Source organism: Variovorax sp. PEI5, assembly GCF_056679935.1.
In genome coordinates this window covers 1,352,352-1,369,962 of sequence record NZ_CM155257.1, presented here as the reverse complement: position 1 = coordinate 1,369,962, position 17,611 = coordinate 1,352,352, and the positions used below count along the sequence as shown (strand labels likewise).

Below are 17,611 nucleotides of genomic sequence, written 5' to 3'. Positions count from 1 at the left end.
GGCCCGCCATGTTCGCCCACCGCATCCTTCCCTGGCTGCAGCGTCGCGGGATCCATTACGGCTGGGTCGTCGCGGCGATCACGTTCCTGACGATGCTGACCATGTCGGCCGCGCTGGGCCTGCCTGGCGCCATGATGCGGCCGCTCGGCCAGGAGTTCGGCTGGAGCACGGGCGACATCTCGTCGGCATTGGCGCTGCGCTTCGCGCTGTTCGGCCTGATGGGGCCGTTCGCCGCCGTGCTGATGGAGCGCCACGGCCTGCGCGCGGTGATGTGCATCGGGCTGGCGCTGGTGGGCTCGGGCATGGCGCTGGTCACGCTGGCGTCGCAGCTCTGGCAGCTGTTCATCGTCTGGAGCCTGATGCTGGGCATCGGCACGGGCCTGACGGCGCTGGTGCTCGGCGCGGTGGTCGCCAACCGCTGGTTCGTCGCCCGGCGCGGGCTGGTGGTGGGCCTGCTGACGGCCAGCGCCGCCACCGGGCAGCTCGCCTTCCTGCCCGTGGCCGCCTGGATGATCGAGCACTGGGGCTGGCGCTCGGCCGTCGCGCCGGTGTTCCTCGGCGCCGTGCTGATCGCGCTGCTGTGCCTGGCGTTCATGCGCGACCGGCCCTCGGACCTCGGCCTGCGGCCCTACGGCCAGACGCCGGAGGCGGCCGTGGCCGCCACGCCCGCCATGAGCGCCATGACCTGGCGCACGCCGTTCACGACCCTGCGCGAGGTCTCGGCCCACCGCACCTTCTGGATCCTGGCGGGCACCTTCTTCATCTGCGGCCTGAGCACCAATGGTCTGGTGCAGACGCACTTCATCTCGCTGTGCGGCGACAACGGCCTGTCGGCGGTGCCGGCGGCATCGGTGCTGGCGATGATGGGCGCCTTCGATTTCGTCGGCACCATCCTCTCGGGCTGGCTGTCGGACCGCTACGACAACCGCAAGCTGCTGTTCTGGTACTACGGCCTGCGCGGCCTGTCGCTGTTCTGGCTGCCGCATTCGGAATTCACGATCTACGGGCTGGGCCTGTTCGCGATGTTCTACGGCCTCGACTGGATCGCCACCGTGCCGCCGACCGTCAAGCTCGCGGGCGCGGCCTTCGGACCGCAGAAGGTCGGCCTGGTGTTCGGCTGGATCTTCGCCGCCCACCAGCTCGGCGCCGCCGCCGCGGCCTATGGCGCCGGCTTCGTGCGCACGCTGCTGCTGACCTACACGCCGGCCCTGTACGCGGCCGGTGCCGCCTGCCTGGTCGCCGCGCTGCTGGTGATGGCGATCCGCCGGCCCGCCGCGCCGGCCCGGGCCGCCCCGGCAGCGTCGGGGCCGTTGGCGCTGCCGGCGTCGAACGCGGCGGCCCGCGCCTGAACCCCTGGACCGGAGCCGACCCATGACCCCCACCGCCCCCGCCGCCTCCGTCTCCGCCCCCGGGACCGCCACCCCCACGTCCGCCGCCGGCATGGCTCCGGCCCGTGGCCTCGACCCGCGCACCCGGCTGCTGCTGGAGGCGCCGATCGTCCCGACCCTGCTGCGGCTGGCCGCGCCCAACGTGCTGGTGATGGTCGCGCAGGCGGCCGTCGGCCTGGTCGAGACCTATTTCGTCGGCAAGCTGGGCACCGATGCGCTGGCCGGCATGGCGCTGGTGTTCCCGATCGTGATGCTGATGCAGATGACCTCGGCCGGCGCCATGGGTGGCGGCATCGCCTCGGCCATCGCGCGGGCGCTGGGCGCGGGGCGGCGCGACACCGCCGACGCGCTGGTGGTGCATGCCCTGGTGATCGCGCTGGGCTTCGGTCTGGCCTTCACGGCGGCCCTGCTGCTGGGCGGGCGCTGGCTCTACGCGCTCATGGGCGGCAGCGGCGCCGCGCTCGATGCCGCGCTGGCGTACTCGCACTGGGTCTTCGCCGGCGCGGTGCTGGTGTGGCTGTTCAACGCGCTGGCGGCGGTGATCCGCGGCACCGGCAACATGGCCGTGCCGGCCAACGTGACGGTGGCCGGCGTGGTGCTGCTGGTGCCGCTGTCGCCATTGCTGATCTTCGGCTGGGGACCCTTGTCGGGGCTGGGCATCGCGGGCGGCGCGCTGGCCCTGCTGATCTACTACCTGGGCGGCACGCTGGCGCTGGCGGCCTATCTGCGTTCGCCCCGCAGCCTGCTGCGGCTGACGGTCGCCGGCGTGCGGCTGCGCTGGGTGCTGTTCCGCGACATCCTGCGCATCGGACTGATCGGCGCCGTGTCGACGGTGGCGACCAACCTGTCGATCGGCATCGCGACTGCGCTGTCGGGCCACTTCGGCGCTGGCGCCATCGCCGGCTACGGCACGGCGTCGCGGCTCGAATACCTGCTGGTGCCGCTGGTGTTCGGGCTCGGCGCGCCACTGGTGGCCATGGTGGGCACCTGCATCGGCGCCGGCCAGCGCGAGCGGGCGATGCGCGCGGCCTGGACCGGCGCCGGCCTGGCCTTCGTGCTGACCGAATCCATCGGCGTCGCGGCGGCGCTGTTCCCGCGGCCCTGGCTGCTGCTGTTCGGCGACGATCCGACGATGCTCGCCACGGGCGCGCAGTACCTGCGCGCGGTCGGCCCGTTCTATGGCTGCTTCGGCGTCGGGCTGGTGCTGTACTTCGCTTCGCAGGGCGCGGGCCGGCTGCTGTGGCCGGTGCTGGGCAATCTGGTGCGACTGGTGGTGGCCGGCGCGGGCGGCTGGCTGGCGCTGCGCTGGAGCGGCGAACTGGTCCACGTCTTCGTCGCCCAGGGCGTGGCGCTGGCGGTGTATGGCGTGGTCATCACGGCGGCCATCGCGGGTGGCGCCTGGTTCGGCCGCGTCGGCTGGCCGCGCACCACCACCGGCCTGCTGCGGCGGCTGCCGCTGCGTTCCTGACGCGCCGCCGCGTCGCCCGCGTGTTCGGGCCTTCGCGCCTTCGCGGGCCCGCGTGCGACGCGCTCAGGCGGCCGCGACCGGCGCCGGCAGCCGACGCCGCAAGGCCTCGAAGAACAGGTCCGACTGCTCGCGCTCGCCCTGCACCTGCGCCGCCACGCGCGCGGCCAGCGCCGCGTCGACCGGCGCCAGCGGCCGGCCGGTGGACTGGGCGATGACCTGGTGCAGGCAGGCGCGCTCCAGGTAGTAGAGGTCGTCGTAGGCATGCGCCAGGGTCGCGCCGGCCACCAGCACGCCGTGGTTGGCCAGGAAGGCCACGTCCTTGCCGGCCATGGCGCGGGCGATGCGTTCGCCCTCGGCATCGTCGAGCGCCAGGCCGTTGTAGGTGTCGTCGATGGCGATGCGGCCCATGTAGCGCATCGCGTTCTGGCTCAGGGTGGGATCGAGCGCGCGATCGGCGGTCAGGGTGAGGGCGGTGGCGTGGGGCGCGTGCACGTGCAGCACCACCGCGTGGCCCGTCAGGCGATGCACCGCGCCATGGATGAAGAGGGCGGTGGGTTCGACGCGATGGCGGCCGGCCAGCACCTCGCCGCGCACGTCGATCAGCACGATGTCGTCGGCGCCGACCTCGCTCCACAGCAGGCCGCGCGGATTGAGCAGGTAGCGCTCGGCATTGCCGGGCAGGGCGACGCTGAAATGGTTGCACACCCCCTCGGCGAGACCATGATGCGCGGCGGCGCGCAGGGCCAGCGCGAGGTCCTCGCGCAGCTGGCGGACGGCGGGACTCGCGTACTGGATGCGGGCGTCCTCGAAGGTCGGGGTGGGGTTCGCAGCGGAGGTCGGGTTCATGGTGGCGGCGGCGGGAGCGACGGGTTCAGGCGCGCAGGGCACCGGTCCAGGCGGCGACGAAGGCGCGCGCGTCCTCGGCCACGGCGGCCGCGCTCTTGCCCGGCTTGTAGAGCGCCGAGCCGATGCCGAAGCCGGTGGCGCCGGCGGCGCGCCAGGCGGCCATGGTGGCGGGCGCGATGCCACCGACCGGCATCAGCGCCGTGCCCCGGGGCAGCACCGCCAGCCAGGCCTTGACCACGGCCGGCGAGGCCGCCTCGGCCGGGAACAGCTTGAGGCCGCTCGCGCCGGCGGCCAGCGCGCCGAAGGCTTCGCTCGGCGTCGCCACGCCGGGCAGGCTGACCAGGCCCAGGCGCGCCGTCTCGGCGACGACGGCGGCGTCGAAATTGGGCGAGACGATCAGCTCGCCGCCGGCGTCGCGCACCTCGTTCACCTGCCGGGGCGTCAGCACGGTGCCGGCGCCGACCAGGGCCCCGGCGCAGCGCTGGCGCAGCAGCGCGATGCTCGCGAGCGGATCCGGCGAATTGAGCGGCACTTCCAGCACGCGGAAGCCGGCCTCGAGCAGGGCGTCGCCGATGGCGGGCGCCTCGGCCGGCGTCAGGCCGCGCAGGATGGCGACCAGTGGAAGCTGCCGCAGCGCGGCTTCGAAGGTGTCGTGGGGGGTGGTCATGTCGGGGCGTTTCTGTGCGGTGGGGCGGGAGCGGGCGTGGCGGGGAGCCGGGAGGAAGGCGGACAGGTAGCGAGGTGGGGGTGCCGCGTCGGCGCCCTTCAGGCCCTGCCGGAAGGACCGGACGCGGCGAACGGGTCGGCCCGGTGCAGCTCGTGCAGCGCCCGCAGGCCGGCCCACGTGGCCTCGGCGCCCAGTGCGCGGCTCGCGATGCCCCGCGCATCCAGCGCCAGGGCATAGCGCCGCGTGAGCGGGGGCGAGCCGATCAGCACCACCTCGCCATCGTCGGCGTCCCAGGTCTGGGTGCGCAGCTCCTCGCCGATCAGCAGGCCCGACAGGTAGCTCGCCAGCGATGCCGCGTCCATGCGGCCGAACAGCGACAGCGTGCGGGCGCCGAACGCATGGTGCAGCAGCCCGTGGCCGTGGCCCGCGCATGCCACGCCCTGCCGGAAGGCGGCCTCGTCGAGCGGCGCGTCGGCATCGATGGTGCGCGCCAGGATCGAATGCGTGGCCAGCAGCGCGTAGAACTCGCCCGTCATGAAGGTACGGAATCCCGCGATGCGGCCGGTGGCCACGCGCACCCACTTGTTGTGCGTGCCGGGCAGCACGAAGACGCCGTCGCGTCGGCCGGTCAGCGCCATCGCGCCGAAGAGCTGGACCTCCTCGCCGCGCATCACGTCGGGCACGCCGTCGTTCTCCGCGCTCAGGCCCGGCACCATGGCGATGCGGCCGGGCTCGACCGCCACGACATGCGCCGCGACATCGGCCAGGCCCGCCGGGCAGGGGCAGTAGGGCGCCTCGATCCAGCCCTGGCGGCTGCCCGCCATGCCCGAGATCAGCGCCCGCGTGCCCGGCGCGGCGCGCATCCAGTCGCCGAACAGCTCGTCGAACAGGGCCGGGAAACCGCCGGCGGCCACCGTCAGGATGCCGCGCGGCGCGGCGCGCTCCTCGACCACCCGGCCGGCGTCGTCCAGCAACGCGCCGCGCAACGAACTCGTGCCCCAATCGACCGCGACCAGTGTCATGACGGGAGATGTCCTCTCGAAGATGTGAAGGTGTTCCAGGGGCCGGTGGCGGCGGGGCGCCGGTGGCAGGGTTTGTCCTGCCGGGGGCCGGTTTCAATGGTCATATGATAAGTCGGCATGTCCCCGGCCGGCCGAGGGTTTCCGCTGCCTGGGGCCGTCGTCCTCCCGCCTTTCCCCTCCAACGAAGCCAGAGACATGTCCATGACCGACTCGCCCAATCCGTCCGCAACCCCGCGCCGCCGCGTGCTCCAGGGCCTGGGCGCGGCCCTGCTGCCACTGCCGCTGTGGTCGCGCGCGCAGGCGTCCGCCTATCCCAGCAAGCCGATCGAGCTGGTGGTGCCGGCCTCGGCCGGTGGCGGCACCGACGCCCTGGCGCGCGCCTTCGCGGAGATCGTGAAGAAGCACCTGCCGCAGCCCCTGATCGTCAACGACAAGCCCGGCGCCAGCGGCGTGGTCGGCATGAGCGACGTCCTCAACGGCAAGCCGGACGGCTACAAGGTCAGCGTCGTCATCGCCGAGCTGGTGATCCTGCCGCACCTGAACCTGTCCAAGTTCACCTATGCCGACTTCCAGCCGGTCGCGCGCCTCAACGCCGACCCGGCGGCGATCACCGTGCGCGCCGAGGCGCCCTGGAACACGGTCGAGGAATTCCTCGCCGCCGCCAAGGCGCGGCCCGACGAGGTGCGCGTGGGCAATTCGGGCAACGGCTCGATCTGGCACCTGGCCGCGGCGGCGCTGGAGGATCGCGCCGGCGTCAAGTTCAACCATGTGCCCTACCAGGGCGCGGCGCCGGGCGTGGTGGCGCTGCTGGGCGGCCACATCGACGCGGTGGCGGTCAGCCCGGGCGAGGTCGCCACGCACGTGCAGGGCGGCAAGCTGAAGATCCTGGCCGTCATGGCCGACCAGCGCCTGAAGGCCTTCGAGCAGGTGCCCACGCTCAAGGAGCGCCGGATCGACCTGTCGATCGGCACCTGGCGCGGGCTGGCCGTGCACAAGGCCACGCCCACCGAGATCGTCGACGTGCTGCGCGCGGCCACGCGCAAGGCCGCGGCCGATCCGGCGCTGCCCGAGGCGCTGGCGAAGCTCAATCTGGGCTTCTCCTACCTCGACGCGCCGGAGTTCGGCGCCGCCATGCAGCGCGACCACGACTTCTTCAAGCAGCTCGTGCCCAGGCTCGGCATCCGCTCGTGAAGTCGCGCCGGGCGGCGGAGCCACCGAGGACGACCGGGAGCGTCCACGGCCAGGCCGTCGACCGGCTCGGCGGCGAGATCGTGGCCGGCCGCCATCCGCCGGGGAGCACGCTGCCGCCCGAGCCATTGCTGGGCGAGGCGCTGGGCGTGAGCCGCACCGTGGTGCGCGAGGCGATCAAGTCGCTGGTCGCCAAGGGCCTGATCACCACCGGGCCCAAGGTCGGCACCCGCGTGCAGTCCCCGGACGACTGGAACTGGTTCGATGCCCAGGTCATGGCGTGGCAATCCAGGGCCGGCCTGTCCGACGAGTTCCTGCGCGATCTGCAGGACCTGCGCCAGGTGGTCGAGCCGGCGGCGGCGCAACTGGCCGCGCATCGCGCCACGGCGCAGGATCTCCAGGAACTGGAACTCGCCTACGAGGACATGCGGGCGGCGATCCACCTGGGAGGCGACCCTGTGCCGCCGGACCTGCGCTTCCACCAGGGTCTGCTGCGAGCGAGCCACAACCGCCTGCTGGCGCACATGGGCCGGGCGCTCGGCGCCCTGCTGCGGAGCAGCTTCGAGCGTTCGAGCGCGCGCGGCGATGCGCCGGAGACCGGGCTGCTGCTGCATCGCGCCGTGCTCGACGGCGTGATCGCGCGCGATCCTCCGCAGGCCGAGGCGGCGATGCGGGCGTTGATCGACGACGCGGGGCGCGACATCGGCCCGGCGCGTCCGACCACGTCGCCAAGCGCCCCGGCCGGTGCCGTCGACGCCGGACCGGTGAAGCCGGCGACCCGGTCCCGGGCGACGACGAAGCCGAAGCCGAAGCCGAGTTCGAAGCCGAAGCCGACACACGGGTCCTGACCCGGTCACGGTCACCGTCGCGAGAGGGACCGGCCGGCCACGTCGTCGCGCTGGTGAGCGGCGCCCGGCGGACGAAAAAAAAGGCGCCGCAGCGCCTTTTCCCTTGATCGACCGGAAACCGGTCCCGGATCAGCCGTACGACCGACCGCCGCCACCCGAGCGATTGCCACCGCCGCCATAGCCGCCACCGCCGCCGGAGCGGCCGCCGCCGCCGGAGCGATTGCCGCCATAGCCGCCACCACCACCACCGCCGCCGCCGCGACGACCGCGGCCGCCGCCGAAGGCGTCGACGCTGGTGCGCAACGGATCGGGCTGGCCCTCGCCACCGGCGACCGCCTCGGCCCGCAGGTGCGCGACCTGGTTGGCCTGCGTCGGGCTGTGGCTGTTGCCGTGATGGCGCGGCTGGCGCTCGTCGTGCGGCACGCCGGCATGGGGTGCTGCGTGGTGGGGTTGCGGCGCGCGCGCCGGGCCCTGCGGTCCGCGATGACCCATGCCGCCCTGCGGGCCACGGGCGCCGCCCTGGCCACGCGGGCCCTGGCCGCCACCGTTGCCGCCGCCGTAGCCGCCACCGGCGCTGCGCGCGCCCTGCGGCGCCGGGCCGCGGCGCTGGCCACCGCCACCGCCGTTGCCAGCACCACCACCACCGGCGCGATCGCCCTGGCCGGCCTTGTTGTCGCGGATGCGCTGGAGCATCTCGGTGCGGGCGGCCTTGGCGGCGGCCTGCATCACGTCACGGCTCGGCGGGCGGCCGGCGCCGCCCCAGATCGTCTGGCGACCCATGGCGATCGGCTCGGCGCGCTCGTCGTCCTCGGGGCCGAAGCCCTCGACGATCTTCACCGGGATCTGCTGCTTGGTGAAGCGCTCGATCTCCTGCATGAAGCCTTCCTCGTCCAGGCAGACCAGGCTCACGGCCTCGCCGCTGTTGCCGGCGCGGCCGGTGCGGCCGATGCGGTGCACGTAGTCCTCGCTGACGTTGGGGATCTCGTAGTTGACGACGTGCGGCAGCTCGTCGATGTCGATGCCGCGCGCGGCGATGTCGGTCGCGACCAGGGCGCGGATGTCGCCGCTCTTGAAGCCGGCCAGGGCCTGCGTGCGGGCGCTCTGGCTCTTGTTGCCGTGCAGCGCCATCGCCTCGATGCCGTTCTTGGTCAGGAATTCGGCGACGTTGTTGGCGCCGAACTTGGTGCGCGTGAACACCAGCACCTGGCTCCAGTTGTGCTCGTTGATGATGTGCGCGAGCAGGGCCTTCTTCTTGCCGCGGCCCACCGGATGGATCACCTGCGTGATGCGCTGCACGGTGGTGTTGCGCGGCGTCACCTGGATGCTCTGCGGGTTCTTCAGCAGGTTGGCGGCCAGGTCGCGGATCTCGTCGCTGAAGGTGGCCGAGAACAGCAGGCTCTGCTTGTCGCGCGGCACCAGCGCCAGGATCTTCTTGACGTCGTGGATGAAGCCCATGTCGAGCATGCGGTCGGCTTCGTCGAGCACCAGGATCTGCACCTGCGAGAGGTCCAGCATGCCCTGCTGCTGCAGGTCGAGCAGGCGGCCGGGCGTGGCCACCAGGATGTCGACGCCGCTCTTGAGCTTGCTGATCTGCGGGTTCATGCCGACGCCGCCGAAGATCACGCTGGAGGAGAGCTGCAGGTACTTGCCATACGTGCGGACCGATTCCTCGACCTGCGCGGCGAGTTCGCGCGTGGGGGTCAGGACCAGCGCGCGGATGCCGATGCCGCCGAACTTGTTGCGCGCCGGGGTGCCGGTGGAGAGCTTCTGCAGCAGCGGCAGCGTGAAGGCCGCGGTCTTGCCGGTGCCGGTCTGGGCGCCGCCGAGCAGGTCGTGGCCGTCGAGCACCACGGGAATGGCCTGGGCCTGGATGGGGGTGGGCGTGTCGTAGCCATGTTCGAGCACGGCCTTCAGAATGGCCGGAGCCAGATTCAGTTCTTCGAAAGTCATTGGAAGCAATTGGCGCCTTGCATGGCGCAGTGGCATCAGCCCGCCATGGTGCTCCGGAGGGGAGCGACCCGGCCAGTCAAGGCGGATGTATCAAGGGTGGGAGCCGAAGAGCCGTCGCATGCGAATGCGCGAACCTTCTTGTCCCCGGCGGAAGAGCCGCTGCCGCGGGCAACTGCACCCGGCGACGAAGGTGGATTGTCGCACGATCGGCAGGCCGTCGAACTGCGCGGATAATCGGGATTCCATGGCGGCCCTCCCCGGACCCGCCGCGCCGGGCGCCAGCGCATCACCGCGCCACGCCATTCCGCAGCAAACCCGACACCACACACACGCACACACACAGATGGCTCAATACGTCTATTCGATGAACCGCGTCAGCAAGACCGTGCCGCCCAAGCGGCAGCTCTTGAAGGACATCTCGCTTTCGTTCTTCCCGGGCGCCAAGATCGGCGTGCTCGGCCTCAACGGCTCGGGCAAGTCCACCCTCCTCAAGATCATGGCCGGCGTCGACAAGGAGTACGAGGGCGAGGCGCTGCCGATGCCCGGCATGAGCATCGGCTACCTGGAACAGGAACCCAAGCTCGACCACGAGCACACGGTGCGCGAGTCGATCGAGGAGTCGATGGGCGCGGTGTTCGCGGCCAAGGCGCGTCTCGAGGAGGTCTACATCGCCTATGGCGCCGAGGACGCCGACTTCGACGCGCTGGCCGCCGAGCAGGCCGAGCTCGAAGCCATCATCGCCACCGCCGGCACCGACTCCGAGCACCAGCTGGAGATCGCCGCCGACGCGCTGCGCCTGCCGCCGTGGGACGCGAAGATCGGCCTGCTGTCGGGCGGCGAGAAGCGGCGCGTCGCGCTGTGCCGACTGCTGCTGTCCAAGCCCGACATGCTGCTGCTCGACGAACCGACCAACCACCTGGACGCCGAATCGGTCGAGTGGCTCGAAGTCTTCCTGCAGCGCTTCACGGGCACCGTGGTGGCCATCACCCACGATCGCTATTTCCTCGACAACGCCGCCGAGTGGATCCTGGAGATGGACCGCGGCCGCGGCATCCCGTGGAAGGGCAACTACAGCACCTGGCTCGAGCAGAAGGGCGAACGCCTGGCGCAGGAGCAGAAGAGCGAGGAAGCCCACGCCAAGGCCCTGAAGAAGGAACTGGAGTGGTCGCGCCAGAACCCGAAGGCACGCCAGGCCAAGAGCAAGTCACGCCTGGCCCGCTTCGAGGAACTGAGCGACATGGAGTACCAGAAGCGCAACGAGACGCAGGAGATCTTCATCCCGGTCGCCGAGCGCCTGGGCCAGCAGGTCTTCGAATTCCATAACGTCAGCAAGTCCTTCGGCGACCGGATGCTGATCGACAACCTGAGCTTCACCGTGCCGCCAGGCGCCATCGTCGGCATCATCGGCCCCAACGGCGCGGGCAAGTCCACGCTGTTCAAGCTGCTCGCGGGCAAGGAGCAGCCCGACAGTGGCGAGGTCGTCATCGGCTCCACGGTCCGTGCCGCCTTCGTCGACCAGCATCGCGACGAGCTCGCGAACCAGAAGACCGTGTGGGAGGACATCTCCAACGGCCTGGACATCATCAACGTCGGCAAGTTCCAGATGGCCAGCCGTGCCTACGCGGGCCGCTTTAACTTCAACGGCGCCGACCAGCAGAAGAAGGTCGGCACGCTCTCCGGCGGTGAACGCGGTCGCCTCCACCTGGCCAAGACCCTGATCGCCGGCGGCAACGTGCTGATGCTCGACGAGCCCTCCAACGACCTCGACGTGGAAACCCTGCGCGCGCTGGAAGACGCGCTGCTGGAATTCGCCGGCACGGTGATGGTCATCAGCCACGATCGCTGGTTCCTCGACCGCATCGCCACGCACATCCTGGCCGCCGAGGGCGACAGCCAGTGGACCTTCTTCAACGGCAACTACCAGGAGTACGAGGCCGACAAGAAGAAGCGTCTGGGCGAGGAGGGCGCGAAGCCCAAGCGGATGCGCTACAAGGCACTCAAGTAAGGCTCGGCCCCAGGCCGCGCGCACTGCGTGTCGCTTCGCCAGTCCCCTGCCGGGGGCAACATCCGAGGACTGGCTCGGCCAGTTCCTCGGGGTTCCGGCAATCGGCTTCGCCGTCTTTTCATCGGGCAGTGGACGGTCTCTGCTCGCCTTCCACCAGGCGCTCGCGCACGATCCGGATGTTGTGGCGCAGCGCGTACAGCTCGTCGGCGTACGACAGCGGGACGGCCACCTTGGTGACGACGCGGTCGAGGTCGTCGAGTTCCTTCACCAGGGCCTCGCGCCGGACATCGTCGCGATTCGCATCGACCTTGTTCTCGATGTCGCGCAGCTGGGCGTACCAGCGGAAGACGCGCGAGCGCACGCGGAACTGGTAGATCGGCGGCACGACGCGGCTGAGCGGCAGCATCAGCACCAGCAGGCCGCCGAGCACCAGCCACATGCGCTCGACCAGGTTGCTGGCCCAGAACGGCAGATAGCGCTGCCAGAAGGGCGGCGTGCCGTTGATGGCGCGATCGCCCTCGGGACTCACCGGCAGTTCGCTGGTGCGGGTATTGGGAAAGTCGCGCGCCCGGTTGAACCAGCCGGCGCCGCCATGCAGGGTCTGCGCGGTCTGGGCGAACAGCTGGCGCAGGGCCGGGTGGGTCTGCTCGCGCGCCAGCAGCGAGGTGGTGGCGGCCAGCATCGACACGTCATGCGACGGCACGTCGCGCGCCAGGTCCACCACGCCGCGCGGCAGGGTCACCGGCGACAGGAACGCGAACCGCCGCGCATAGGCATCGCTCTGGCCGAAATCCATCAGCTCCACGCCGGGTGCGCGCAGCAGCCGCTGGACCAGGGCCGCCTGCGGCGCCGAGGCGAACATCACCGCATCCAGGAAGCCGTTCTCCAGCGCCTCGCCGGCCGGTGTCGGTTCGAGGTGCGAGAGCACGAGCGAGTTGGTGTCGAGGTGGTTGGCGCGCAGCATCTGGTCGACCATCTCCGGCACGCCGCTGCCATGCTTGTCGACGTTCACGCGCAGCCCCCGCAGCTGCGCCAGCGAGGTCAGGGTCGACGTCCTGCGATCGACGCGCCGCGCGGCATCGGTGCGGTAGAAGACCCACAACGGCTCGTAGAACAGGCTGCCGAGCGATGTCAGCCCGGCGCGTTCGTCGGCCACCACGTCGGCGCTGCCACCGCGCACGAAGCCCAGGTCGGCGCCGCCGTTGCGCAGCAGCTGGAGGTTGTCGAGCGAGCCGTCGCTGGCACGCAGTTCGACCTGGATGCCTTCGCTCGCCAGCGCCTGGGCATAGCGGCGGCCGAATTCGGCATAGGCGCTGCCGGCCGGACCGGTGGCCAGCGTGACGCGCCGGGGCGGTTGCGGATCGAGCCACCAGTAGGCCGCGATCAGGAGACCGATGACGATGAAGACGACCGGACCGATCGAGACGATGAGGTCACGGATCGACAGCAGGACGAGCCGCAGCGTCTTGGGCATCAGCCCCGGCTCCACGCGGGCAGGTCGGTCGCGCAGGGGATCCGCAGCGTGCCGACGTCGATCGAGCGTGCCGCCAGCACCGCGCGCAGCGTGGCACGCGCCACCACCTCGGCGGCCATCGTGCCCAGGACGGTCATGCCGGGCGCGTCGCCCTCGAGCGGCACGCGACCGGTGGCCAGGGCGAACAGGGTGTCGCCATCGCTCATGGTGTGGACCGGATTGATGCTGCGCGCCAGGCCGTCGTGCGCGACCGCCGCGAGCCGGTTGGCCTGAACCTTGGTGAGCACGGCATCGGTCGCGACCACGCCGATCGTGGTGTTGGTGCCCGCGAGCAGCGGGCGCGGCAGGTCGCCGCGCAGCAGCGCGCGCCGCGTGTCCAGCAACGCGCGTCCGTCGGAGGTGCGCGCGCCGGCCACCACCTGCGCGGTGTCGGGGTCGAGCACGTCGCCCAGGGCATTGCAGGCGATCAGCGCGCCGACGGTCACGCCGCCGACCGTGATCGAGGCGCTGCCGATGCCGCCCTTCATGGCGCGGTCGACACCGAAGAGCTTGCCCACCAGCGCGCCGCTGCCGGCTCCGACATTGCCCTCGGCCGGCGGCGACGAGGAAGCGGCCTCGCAGGCCGCATGCCCGGCGGCGGCATCGGGCCGGATCCGCGCGTCGCCCACCGGCAGGTCGAACAGCACCGCCGCCGGCACGATCGGAAGGGTACCGAAGCGCACATCCAGGCCGATGCCCTGTTCCTCCAGCCAGCGCATCGCGCCATCGGCGGCGGCCAGTCCCCAGGCACTGCCACCGGCGAGCATGACGCCATGCACATGCGTCACCAGATTGCCCGGTGCCAGCAGATCGGTCTCGCGCGTGCCGGGTGCCGCGCCCCGCACATCCACGCCGCCGACCGCGCCGTCCCGCGCGAGGATCATGGTGCATCCCGTGGGACGTCGCGCATCGCTGAAGTGACCGACCTCGATGCCCGCGACGTCGGTGATGGAACCCGGACCGGGCGAGGACGTGGAGGATGGCGGAAGTGGCATGGGCATGATTATCCGACGCGGTTCCGTGCCTTCGAAGACCTCCCGATTCAACTCGCCCAGCATAAAAATAGTTGTGCAACCAACGATGTCAATTGGGTTTTCTTAAAAAATTAGAACTATGTGTTAACTTGTTGCCGGTAACTTTTGATTTACTTCCGATGAATGATCCTGCCGTCGATCCATCACTCGAGCAGCACCGCATCGCCGCCCTGCTGCGACAGGCACCATTGGAATTCGCACGGGTCGTCTACGGACTGCGCGATACGGCGCAGGGCCGGCATTGGACCTCCGTGGCCCATGACGTGGCGCGCATCGAGCAGCTGGGTTCCCCCGTCACCCGCGACCGCGCCCAGCAGCGATCGCGTGGTTATCTGCCATTGACCGGACAGGCGCATTGCCCGCGCTGCTGGGTCCTGGGCGGCGTGAAGAATCCGCTGCATTTCCGGGCGGCGACCTCGGAGCGTCCCGATTCGGCGATCTGCAAGGTGTGTGGCGCCGAATACCTGACGGCGCCGCCTGGCCTGGAATGAGCGCCACGCCCAGGGGCGGGTGCGGAGCCGGCATTCAGGGTAAACCTTGGGTGCAGTGCAGCAAAACCGGTTCTTACAATGTTCTGCGCGCTCCTGTCGCTATCTGAAGGAAATCCCTGTGCCGAGCAACAAGATCGCCCCCAAGCCTGAATCGCGGGTGATCAAGAAGTACCCCAACCGTCGGCTCTACGATACCGAAACGTCGGCCTACATCACGCTGGCCGAAGTCAAGCAGCTGGTCATGCGCAGTGCGCCCTTCGTGGTGCGGGACGCCAAGAGCGGCGAGGACCTGACCCGCAGCATCCTGTTGCAGATCATCCTGGAGGAGGAGGCCGGCGGCGCCCCCATGTTCACCGAACCGGTGCTCGCCAGCATCATCCGCTTCCATGGGCAGGCGATGCACGGCTTCATGGGGTCCTACCTCGAGAAGAACATCCAGGCCATGACCGAGATGCAGGCGCAACTCACCGACAAGGCCGAAGGGCTCAGTCCCGAACTCTGGGCACGCTTCATGACGACCCAGTCGCCGGTCCTGCAGGGTGTGATGGGCAATTACGTCGAGCAATCGAAGAATGTCTTCATCCAGATGCAGGAGCAGATGCAGAAGAACACCGAGCAGGTGCTGGGCGCCTTCGGGCTCAAGCGTCCGACCGAAGGGCGCTGACCGGGCCGGGCCGGCGCTGGAGGGGCGGCCGGCGATCCGACAATGGATGGATGGACGAACCCGCCTCCACTCGCTCTCCCTGTGCATTGCGTGCGGTCATCGAGTCGACCTTCGGTGAGCGGCTGTTCGACCGGCCGACCTTCTACAACAACCCGGGTGGCCTGCGCTTCGCGTTGTCGTCGGGTGGCTCCACGGTCGACTGCTTCCTGAGCGCGTTCCGGACGGCGAAGGTCATCTGCGAGGACATCCTCCCGCCCGGGCAGGACTTCACCGTCTGCCTGGCGATCTGTCTGCCGCCATCGATCCTCGCGGGACGCGGGGTGCTGCGTCGCCTCGCTCAGGCCGGCATCGTCATCCCTCGCGCCAGAAGCACGTGGATGCGGCCGCCGGAGGATCCGGAGTCGGTCTGGGTGACACGCTGCATTGCGTTCCACGTCGAGCGACGGCTGCTCGACAACCTGCTCTGGTGCGCCCTGGCGAGCGATCTCGCGATCGAACCCAACCCCCGCTGCGAGGCCATCTATCTGATGGACCTGGCACGGGCGGTCTGCGTGCATCCCTATGATGACCGTGGCATGGATGTCGTCGGCGGCAATCATGAACTGCTGCGCGACCTGCATGCCCGGCATGGTCGCCATCTGCTCGACCACGACAGAAAAACGATGGCGGCGACGTTCGGCGCCTGAAAGGCCGGACTTGCCGCACCGGCTCAGAGCCGCATGAGGGTGCGATCCGGACCCTCGTCTTACAATTCCAGGTCAGAACATCCGTCAGGTCGCCCTGCGAAAAACGAAATGAAATCAAATACTTATGGCGTGGATGAAGCGCCCGTGGCCGCCAGGATCCCGACGGTGGCGTTCGCCAGCCTGGGCTGCCCCAAGGCCCTGACCGATTCGGAACTGATCCTCACCCGCCTGAGCGCCGAGGGTTATCGCACCTCCAAGACCTTTGAGGGCGCCGACCTCGTCATCGTCAACACCTGTGGCTTCATCGACGACGCTGTTCGCGAGAGCCTCGACACCATCGGCGAGGCATTGGCCGAGAACGGACGCGTGATCGTCACCGGTTGCCTGGGCGCCAAGACGGGCGACCAGGGCGGCAACCTAGTGCGGCAGATGCATCCCAGCGTCCTGGCCGTGACCGGTCCGCACGCGACGCAGGAGGTGATGGATGCCGTCCACATCAATCTGCCCAAGCCGCACGACCCGTTCGTCGACCTGGTGCCCAATGCCTTCGGCGTCGCCGGCCTGAAGCTCACCCCGCGCCACTACGCCTATCTGAAGATCAGCGAAGGTTGCAACCACCGTTGCACCTTCTGCATCATTCCCTCGATGCGCGGCGACCTGGTGTCGCGTCCGGTCGGCGACGTGCTGAGCGAGGCCAAGGCGCTGTTTGAGGGCGGGGTGAAGGAATTGCTGGTCATCAGCCAGGACACGTCGGCCTACGGCGTCGACGTCAAGTACCGCACCGGCTTCTGGGATGGCACCCCGGTCAAGACGCGCATGCTCGATCTGGTGCGCACCCTCGGCGAGATCGCCGAGCCCTATGGCGCCTGGGTCCGGCTGCACTATGTCTATCCGTATCCGAGCGTCGACGAGGTGATCCCGCTCATGGCCAGCGGCCGCGTGCTGCCCTACCTCGACGTGCCGCTGCAGCACAGTCATCCGGACGTGCTGCGCCGCATGAAGCGGCCGGCCAGTGGCGAGAGGAATCTCGAGCGCATCGCCCGCTGGCGCGAGATGTGCCCCGAGCTCGTGATCCGGAGCACCTTCATCGCCGGTTTCCCGGGCGAGACCGAAGCCGAGTTCGAGCACCTGCTCGACTTCATCCGCGAGGCCGGTATCGATCGCGCTGGATGTTTCGCCTACAGTCCGGTCGAAGGCGCAGCCGCCAACGAGATTCCCGGCATGCTGCCCGAAGCCGAGCGCGAAGCGCGGCGTGCGCGCTTCATGGAAGTGGCCGAGGCGGTGTCGATCGCCCGCCTGCAGCGCCGCGTCGGCGCCACGATGCAGGTGCTGGTCGACTCGGCACCCGGCCTGGGTCGCAAGGGCGGGGTGGGGCGCAGCTATGCCGATGCGCCGGAGATCGATGGCATCGTGCGGCTCCTGCCGCCCGAGAAGATCAGCAAGACGATGAAGGTCGGGGAATTCACGCGCGCACGCATCGTCGGCGTCGAAGGCCACGACCTGGTCGCGCTGCCCGTCTGATCGCAGTCTCGCGACGAGCCGGCCCTGGCGGCAGGGCACAGCCATGAATCAGGAAGACGATCGCTCCGAGAGCGTGGTGTCAAGGAGCGATCGTCTTGTGGACGGCGATAGCGCGCCAGCCTTGGAATTTTTCAGATCAGTCTGAGTCAGATTCTTAACAAATCTGCGACATGCCCGATGATTCGGGCATGGCAAAGAGAAGTTTCAGCAAAGGAAGACGCGCCGGCGGCATCGCACCCACGGCACGACGGATCGGGATCAGTTTGGTCCTGGCGGTGGCGGCCGCCGTGCAGGCACCAGGATGCAGTTTCCAGCCCTAT

At 70.0% G+C, this 17,611-nt stretch carries 15 protein-coding genes; 9 read left to right on the top strand and 6 right to left on the bottom strand.

What is annotated here, in order from left to right:
- Nucleotides 1-8 precede the first annotated feature (8 nt).
- Together AC1MLT_RS06250 and AC1MLT_RS06245 are read left to right on the top strand one after the other, a co-directional pair.
- Nucleotides 9-1,349 (top strand): MFS transporter, encoded by a 1,341-nt coding sequence (locus AC1MLT_RS06250; protein WP_481034436.1) that lies wholly within the window; start codon nucleotides 9-11, stop codon nucleotides 1,347-1,349.
- 91 nt (nucleotides 1,350-1,440) lie between these two features.
- Nucleotides 1,441-2,856, top strand: a complete 1,416-nt coding sequence (locus AC1MLT_RS06245; protein WP_481034920.1) for an MATE family efflux transporter — start codon at nucleotides 1,441-1,443, stop codon at nucleotides 2,854-2,856.
- Nucleotides 2,857-2,919: 63 nt separating this feature from the next.
- Here the strand turns inward: AC1MLT_RS06245 and AC1MLT_RS06240 are convergent, their stop codons facing one another.
- The 3 genes from AC1MLT_RS06240 to AC1MLT_RS06230 form a co-directional block, all read right to left on the bottom strand.
- Complete coding sequence (locus AC1MLT_RS06240; protein ID WP_481034435.1) at nucleotides 2,920-3,702, bottom strand: aldolase; 783 nt, start codon at nucleotides 3,700-3,702, stop codon at nucleotides 2,920-2,922.
- Between the two features lie 25 nt (nucleotides 3,703-3,727).
- A complete protein-coding gene (locus AC1MLT_RS06235) occupies nucleotides 3,728-4,369 on the bottom strand; it encodes a 2-dehydro-3-deoxy-6-phosphogalactonate aldolase (protein WP_481034434.1) in 642 nt (213 codons plus the stop codon).
- A gap of 98 nt (nucleotides 4,370-4,467) precedes the next feature.
- A complete protein-coding gene (locus AC1MLT_RS06230; RefSeq protein WP_481034433.1) occupies nucleotides 4,468-5,391 on the bottom strand; it encodes a 2-dehydro-3-deoxygalactonokinase in 924 nt (307 codons plus the stop codon).
- Between the two features lie 195 nt (nucleotides 5,392-5,586).
- Between AC1MLT_RS06230 and AC1MLT_RS06225 the strand changes: the two genes are divergently transcribed.
- Nucleotides 5,587-6,582, top strand: coding sequence for a tripartite tricarboxylate transporter substrate binding protein (locus AC1MLT_RS06225; RefSeq protein WP_481034432.1), 996 nt, complete (start codon nucleotides 5,587-5,589; stop codon nucleotides 6,580-6,582).
- Nucleotides 6,579-7,427, top strand: coding sequence for a FadR/GntR family transcriptional regulator (locus tag AC1MLT_RS06220; RefSeq protein WP_481034431.1), 849 nt, complete (start codon nucleotides 6,579-6,581; stop codon nucleotides 7,425-7,427). Before AC1MLT_RS06225 ends, AC1MLT_RS06220 begins: the two co-directional genes overlap by 4 nt.
- A gap of 129 nt (nucleotides 7,428-7,556) precedes the next feature.
- On the opposite strand, the gene AC1MLT_RS06215 is transcribed toward AC1MLT_RS06220, so the two are convergent.
- Nucleotides 7,557-9,377, bottom strand: a complete 1,821-nt coding sequence (locus AC1MLT_RS06215) for a DEAD/DEAH box helicase (RefSeq protein ID WP_481034430.1) — start codon at nucleotides 9,375-9,377, stop codon at nucleotides 7,557-7,559.
- Nucleotides 9,378-9,720: 343 nt separating this feature from the next.
- On the opposite strand from AC1MLT_RS06215, the gene ettA reads away from it, so the two are divergent.
- On the top strand, nucleotides 9,721-11,382 hold the full coding sequence (gene ettA / locus AC1MLT_RS06210; RefSeq protein ID WP_481034428.1) for an energy-dependent translational throttle protein EttA: 1,662 nt from the start codon (nucleotides 9,721-9,723) through the stop codon (nucleotides 11,380-11,382).
- 118 nt (nucleotides 11,383-11,500) lie between these two features.
- Here ettA and AC1MLT_RS06205 read toward each other — a convergent pair whose 3' ends face one another.
- Together AC1MLT_RS06205 and AC1MLT_RS06200 are read right to left on the bottom strand one after the other, a co-directional pair.
- On the bottom strand, nucleotides 11,501-12,856 hold the full coding sequence (locus tag AC1MLT_RS06205; protein WP_481034426.1) for a TAXI family TRAP transporter solute-binding subunit: 1,356 nt from the start codon (nucleotides 12,854-12,856) through the stop codon (nucleotides 11,501-11,503).
- Entirely contained in the window at nucleotides 12,856-13,890 is a 1,035-nt protein-coding gene (locus tag AC1MLT_RS06200) for a P1 family peptidase (protein WP_481034919.1), read from the bottom strand. Before AC1MLT_RS06200 ends, AC1MLT_RS06205 begins: the two co-directional genes overlap by 1 nt.
- Nucleotides 13,891-14,048: 158 nt before the next feature.
- On the opposite strand from AC1MLT_RS06200, the gene AC1MLT_RS06195 reads away from it, so the two are divergent.
- The 4 genes from AC1MLT_RS06195 (at nucleotide 14,049) to rimO (ending at nucleotide 17,291) form a co-directional block, all read left to right on the top strand.
- Nucleotides 14,049-14,420, top strand: coding sequence for a hypothetical protein (locus AC1MLT_RS06195; protein WP_481034424.1), 372 nt, complete (start codon nucleotides 14,049-14,051; stop codon nucleotides 14,418-14,420).
- A 118-nt stretch (nucleotides 14,421-14,538) separates the two neighbouring features.
- Nucleotides 14,539-15,084, top strand: coding sequence for a polyhydroxyalkanoate synthesis repressor PhaR (phaR, locus tag AC1MLT_RS06190; protein ID WP_481034423.1), 546 nt, complete (start codon nucleotides 14,539-14,541; stop codon nucleotides 15,082-15,084).
- Between the two features lie 50 nt (nucleotides 15,085-15,134).
- Nucleotides 15,135-15,770, top strand: coding sequence for a DUF3885 domain-containing protein (locus AC1MLT_RS06185; protein ID WP_481034421.1), 636 nt, complete (start codon nucleotides 15,135-15,137; stop codon nucleotides 15,768-15,770).
- 108 nt (nucleotides 15,771-15,878) lie between these two features.
- On the top strand, nucleotides 15,879-17,291 hold the full coding sequence (rimO, locus tag AC1MLT_RS06180; RefSeq protein ID WP_481034420.1) for a 30S ribosomal protein S12 methylthiotransferase RimO: 1,413 nt from the start codon (nucleotides 15,879-15,881) through the stop codon (nucleotides 17,289-17,291).
- Nucleotides 17,292-17,611: the final 320 nt, after the last annotated feature.